Raw genomic sequence first — 6,103 nt, 5'->3', positions numbered from 1 at the left:
GTGCTTGAGTATCCGATCAAGGCTGACTTTGCCCTGATTAAAGCTTACAAGGGCGACCGCTGGGGCAATCTGGTTTACCGTAAATCTGCACGTAACTTTGGCCCGATCATGGCCATGGCTGCTGATGTCACCATTGCTCAAGTTTCTGAAGTGGTTGAGTTAGGTGGATTAGATCCGGAACATATCATTACCCCAGGTATCTTTGTACAGCATGTTGTACAAGTACAGCCCGCACAGTAAGCAATAAGGAGAAATAACATGAGCTACCAGAAACTCAGCCGTGACCAGATTGCACAACGTGTGGCACAAGATATTCCAGATGGTGCCTATGTCAACTTGGGTATTGGTTTACCGACCAAGATTGCCAGCTACTTACCTGCTGACAAAGATGTTTTTCTACATTCTGAAAATGGCCTGTTGGCTTTTGGCCCACCGCCAGCTGCGGGTGAAGAAGACCCTGAACTGATTAATGCGGGTAAAGAGTTTGTGACCATGCTTGAAGGCGGCAGCTTTTTCCACCATGGAGACTCCTTTGCAATGATGCGTGGTGGTCACCTTGATATTGCGGTGCTTGGTGCATTTCAGGTGGCAGCCAATGGTGACTTGGCGAACTGGCACACGGGTGCACCGGATGCGATTCCTGCCGTAGGTGGTGCGATGGATTTGGCGGTTGGTGCCAAGCAAGTATTTATCACTACAGACCACGTCACCAAACAAGGTGAGCCGAAGATTGTCGCTGAGCTGAGCTATCCGGTGACGGGTAAGCACTGTGTGGATCGTATTTACACTGACCTGTGTGTAATTGATGTGACCAAAGATGGTTTAAAGGTGATTGAGAAAGTTGAAGGTCTTAGCTTTGATGAGTTACAGGCTTTAACCGGTGCAACTTTGATTGATGCGACTCAAGGGTAAGGAAGTAGGGAAATGACATTAAAAAACGCTTATATCATCGATGCCATCCGTACTCCATTCGGCCGTTATGCCGGTGGCCTTGCACCTGTCCGTGCCGATGACCTTGGCGCTGTGCCTATCAAAGCACTCATGCAACGTAACCCAAATGTAGATTGGGAACAGGTCGATGATGTGATCTATGGCTGTGCCAACCAAGCCGGTGAAGACAACCGTAACGTGGGCCGTATGTCAGCACTGCTTGCAGGTTTACCGTATCAAGTACCGGCAACCACCATTAACCGTTTATGCGGTTCATCACTCGATGCCATTGCCATTGCTGCCCGTGCCATTAAAGCAGGTGAAGCGAACTTGGTGATTGCTGGCGGTGTGGAAAGCATGAGCCGTGCACCTTATGTAATGGGTAAGTCTGACAGTGCTTTTGGCCGTAGCCAGAAGATTGAAGACACCACCATGGGCTGGCGTTTCATTAACCCTAAACTTAAAGAATTGTATGGTGTAGACACCATGCCCCAGACTGCCGAAAACGTTGCTGAACAGTTTAACATCAATCGTGCAGATCAGGACCAGTTTGCCTTGGTGAGCCAACAACGCACCGCAAGCGCGCAAGCCAAAGGCTTTTTTTCTAAAGAAATTGTGGCAGTTGAAATCCCTCAGCGTAAGGGTGATGCTGTTGTGATTGATACCGATGAGCATCCTCGTGCATCAACCACACTTGAAGGTTTAAGCAAACTTAAACCTGTGGTTAAAGCAGATGGCACAGTTACTGCGGGGAATGCTTCAGGCATTAACGATGGTGCAGCAGCTCTACTGATTGCTTCTGACGAAGCGGTTCAGGCTTACAACCTAAAACCGCGTGCCAAGATCATTGCTTCAACAGCCGTAGGTGTAGAACCACGCATTATGGGTTTTGCTCCGGCACGAGCGATTAAAAAATTACTTAAACAAGCCAACCTGACTTTAGAGCAGATGGATGTAATTGAACTGAATGAAGCCTTTGCTGCACAGGCTTTAGCAGTGACCCGTGATTTAGGCTTACCAGATGATTCTGACAAGGTAAATCCAAACGGTGGTGCCATTGCTTTAGGTCATCCACTCGGTGCATCAGGTGCACGTCTTGTGACCACAGCCTTAAACCAGCTTGAACAAACAGGCGGTCGTTATGCCTTGTGTTCAATGTGTATTGGTGTAGGTCAAGGTATCGCATTGATTATTGAGAGAGTCTAATCATGAGCCAGTTATATGCCAGCTTGTTTTACCAAAAAGACGTCACTGAAATCTTTAGTGATTCATCTTTAATCACCTACATGATTCAGGTTGAAGTTGCGTTAGCCCAAGCGCAGGCACAAGTTGGCGTGATTCCTCAAAATGCAGCAAATACCATTGCCCAAGTAGCTGAACAGGCGTTAGAAAAGTTTGACTTTTCGGCTTTGGCGGTAGCAACTGGCTTAGCTGGGAATATCGCAATTCCATTTGTAAAACAGCTTACGGCAATTGTTAAAGATACTGATGAAGATGCTTCGCGTTATGTGCATTGGGGAGCAACCAGTCAGGATATTTTAGACACAGCTTGTATTTTGCAATGCCGTGATGCGTTGAATATTGTGGAAGGTCAACTTCAACAGTGCTACACCACAGCATTACAACAAGCTAAACAATATCGCCATCAAGTCATGATTGGGCGTACATGGTTACAGCAAGCTTTACCTATTACTTTAGGGCATAAGCTTGCTCGTTGGGCTTCTGCATTTAAACGTGATTTAGATCGTATACAAGCTATGAAGTCACGTGTGCTCACTGCTCAGTTAGGCGGTGCTGTGGGTTCGTTGGCTTCATTGCAAGACCAAGGTTCGCTTGTGGTCAGCGCATTTGCGAAGCAACTGAATCTGACTGTACCAACAAGTACATGGCATGGTGAGCGTGATCGTATTGTAGAAATTGCAAGTGTGCTTGGCATGATTGTCGGGAATACGGGCAAGATGGCACGGGATTGGTCACTCATGATGCAAACTGAAATTGCAGAGTTGTTTGAGCCAACCGCAAAGGGTCGTGGTGGTTCATCGACCATGCCTCATAAGCGTAATCCAGTTGCGGCAGCATCCGTATTGGCCGCGGCGAATCGTGTACCAGCACTGATGTCTAGCATTTATCAAAGCATGGTACAGGAACATGAACGTAGCTTAGGTGCGTGGCATGCAGAATGGTTAGCAGTTCCAGAAATCTTTCAGCTTTGTACTGGAGCATTAAGCCGTACTGGTGAAGTTCTACAAGGTTTTGAAGTTAATGCTGAGCATATGCAACAGAACCTTGAGTGTACCAACGGGTTAATTATGGCAGAAGCGGTGATGATGGCACTTGCTCCCAAAATTGGTCGTTTAAATGCTCATCATTTAGTTGAAGCTGCATGTAAAACAGCAGTAGCACAAAATGAGCATTTGTTTGATGTTGTTAGCCAACTAGATGAAATAAAAGGGCAGTTTAGCCAAGAAGAGATAAGGAATATTTTCAAACCAGAAAACTATTTAGGCAATATTCAGCAACAGATTGATGCGGTTTTGAAAGAAGCACAAGGAGAGTCAAAGTGAAACAGACTATTAGCAATCGTCAAGGAAAACAGTTAGCAGTTTATACAGATGGTCTAAAAGATGCTCCTGTGCTTATGTTTTCTAATTCATTAGGAACAGACCATGGTATGTGGCAACCTCAGCTGAATGAATTAAAAAGTCATTTTAATGTCATTACATACGACACACGTGGTCATGGCGAAAGTGATGTAATTAGTGACACCACATTGCAAAACTTAGCTGAAGATGTTGTTGATATTTTAGATGCCTTGAATATTGAAAAAGCTCATTTTTGCGGCATATCAATGGGCGGAATTACAGGGCTTTGGTTGGGTATTCATCATCCAGAGCGCTTTGTAAGTATTACTGTTGCGAACTCGGCAGCCAAAATTGGTCAGGCAGAGGCTTGGTTAAGTCGTGCTGATTCTGTGGAACAGAATGGTTTAGCTGAGTTGGTAAAAACCACGCATACCCGCTGGTTTAGTGAAAACTTCGACTATCAACATAACGTGGTTGCACAAACGACGATTCAAAGTCTCGCAAACACACCAGCACAAGGTTATGCCAATGCATGTCGCGCTTTAGCGTATGCCGATTTAAGAGATGAAATTGCACAAATCCAAATTCCAACGCTACTGATTGCAGGAACAGAAGATCCGGTAACGACGGTAGCAGATGCCGAATTTATGCAGAAGGCGATTAATAACAGTCAGCTTGCAAAACTCGAAGCATCTCATCTTTCTAATATTGAGCAACCACAAAGATTTACTCAGGAATTGACTAGATTTATTCAGCAAATCTAATCGCTTAGTAATTTAAAAGGAATTGGCCTTAAGGAGGCAAGTATGGCGTCTCAGGATTACGCTACACCAAGCAAAAGCATCGATGCTCAAGCACTGATTAATGATGCTCCACTTAGTAAATATCAATGGATGATCGCAATCATCTGTTTCTTAATTATTTTTACTGATGGTATTGATACAGCTGCAATGGGTTTTATCGCTCCAGCATTGGCTCAGGACTGGGGCGTAGATCGCTCTCAGTTAGGACCAGTGATGAGTGCTGCACTTGGTGGAATGATTATTGGAGCTTTAGTTTCTGGCCCGACAGCTGACCGCTTTGGCCGCAAAATTGTTTTAGCCTTTTCGATGCTTGTATTTGGTGGGTTCACCTTGGCATCTGCTTATGCAACCAACTTGGATAGTCTTGTCGTTTTACGGTTTTTGACAGGTATTGGGCTTGGCGCAGCTATGCCGAATGCGACCACTTTATTTTCTGAGTACTGTCCAACCCGCATTCGCTCATTACTCGTGACATGTATGTTCTGTGGCTACAACTTGGGTATGGCTACAGGTGGTTTTATTAGCAGTTGGCTTATCCCGACCTACGGTTGGCATAGTTTATTTTTGCTCGGCGGCTGGTCACCTTTAATTTTAATGATTTTAGTGATTTTGATGTTACCTGAGTCTTACCGCTTTTTAATTGTGAAAGGTAAGAATCCAGAAAAAGTACGCAAAATCTTAAACCATATTGCACCAGCACAGATTCAAAATGCGACAGCATTTCATGTGCCTGAAGAAAAAACAGAAGTTGTTCAAAAGAAAAATGTCTTTGGAATTATGTTTTCTAAGCCATATGCCAAAGGTACGGTTTTGCTTTGGGTGACTTACTTCATGGGACTCGTGGTTGTTTACTTGCTAACAAGTTGGTTACCAACACTTATGCGTGAAACAGGTGCTTCGATGGAGCGCGCTGCATTTATTGGCGGTTTGTTCCAGTTCGGTGGTGTGGTGAGTGCATTGTTTATTGGTTGGGCAATGGACAAATTCAACCCGAACCGAGTTATCGCCATTTTCTACTTTGCCGCAGGTCTATTTGCAATTGCTGTCGGTCAAAGCTTAGGCAACTCAACCTTACTTGCAGTATTGGTACTTTGTGCGGGTATCGCCATTAATGGTGCGCAATCTTCGATGCCGGCGTTAAGTGCACGCTTCTATCCAACTCAGTGCCGCGCAACTGGTGTGTCTTGGATGACGGGTATTGGGCGTTTTGGTGCGGTATTTGGTGCGTGGATTGGAGCTGTGTTACTCGGTAATGATTGGTCGTTTACCGCCATTCTTAGTTTATTACTCATTCCAGCGACCGCTGCTGCTGTTGCGGTATTTATTAAATCAATTGTTGCGCATACCGATGCAACTTAATAGAGGTCTATCACAATGAATGATGAACAACGCTATAAACAAGGCATTGAGGTGCGGACTGAAGTTTTGGGTGAAAAACATGTTGGTCGGTCTTTGCAGAACCTAAATGACTTTAACCAAGATTTTCAAAATTTTATTAGCCGTTATGCATGGGGCGAAGTGTGGTCTCGCCCAGGCTTACCACGTCATACCCGTAGTTTAGTGACTATCGCAATTTTATTGGCACTAGGCCGCGAAGATGAACTACGCATGCATTTACGTGCTTGTTTCAACAACGGTGTAACTAAAGAAGATTTAAAAGAGCTGATCTTACACAGTTCACTCTATGCGGGTTTACCTGCTGCAAACGCTGCAATGCATATGGCTGAAGAAGTCTTTAAAGAGTTGGGGATAGAAGTAAACCCAATTGCAGCGAAAGAACAGGATTAA

7 protein-coding genes are annotated in these 6,103 nt (G+C 44.8%); all 7 read left to right on the top strand.

Annotation, left to right across the window (positions count from 1 at the left end):
- Window positions 1–240 (top strand): 3-oxoacid CoA-transferase subunit A (locus tag RFX69_RS19015; protein WP_079732754.1); only part of this gene is annotated, 240 nt, incomplete at its 5' end.
- 18 nt (window positions 241–258) lie between these two features.
- A complete protein-coding gene (locus RFX69_RS19010) occupies window positions 259–912 on the top strand; it encodes a 3-oxoacid CoA-transferase subunit B (RefSeq protein ID WP_289332585.1) in 654 nt (217 codons plus the stop codon).
- A 12-nt stretch (window positions 913–924) separates the two neighbouring features.
- Entirely contained in the window at window positions 925–2,136 is a 1,212-nt protein-coding gene (pcaF, locus tag RFX69_RS19005; protein ID WP_289332586.1) for a 3-oxoadipyl-CoA thiolase, read from the top strand.
- 2 nt (window positions 2,137–2,138) lie between these two features.
- Window positions 2,139–3,494, top strand: a complete 1,356-nt coding sequence (locus RFX69_RS19000; RefSeq protein ID WP_289332587.1) for a 3-carboxy-cis,cis-muconate cycloisomerase — start codon at window positions 2,139–2,141, stop codon at window positions 3,492–3,494.
- A complete protein-coding gene (gene pcaD / locus RFX69_RS18995) occupies window positions 3,491–4,276 on the top strand; it encodes a 3-oxoadipate enol-lactonase (protein ID WP_289332588.1) in 786 nt (261 codons plus the stop codon). Before RFX69_RS19000 ends, pcaD begins: the two co-directional genes overlap by 4 nt.
- A 42-nt stretch (window positions 4,277–4,318) precedes the next feature.
- Window positions 4,319–5,674: an MFS transporter gene (locus tag RFX69_RS18990; RefSeq protein WP_002068110.1), complete on the top strand. Its 1,356-nt coding sequence runs from the start codon at window positions 4,319–4,321 to the stop codon at window positions 5,672–5,674.
- A 15-nt stretch (window positions 5,675–5,689) separates the two neighbouring features.
- Window positions 5,690–6,103 carry a 4-carboxymuconolactone decarboxylase gene (pcaC, locus tag RFX69_RS18985; RefSeq protein WP_000997505.1) on the top strand — a complete coding sequence of 138 codons (414 nt, stop codon included), beginning with the start codon at window positions 5,690–5,692 and terminating at the stop codon, window positions 6,101–6,103.

The organism is Acinetobacter sp. 148 (assembly GCF_031196675.1).
In the GTDB taxonomy this organism is placed as follows: domain Bacteria; phylum Pseudomonadota; class Gammaproteobacteria; order Pseudomonadales; family Moraxellaceae; genus Acinetobacter; species Acinetobacter baumannii.
This window is presented reverse-complemented; position numbering and strand designations above follow the sequence as displayed.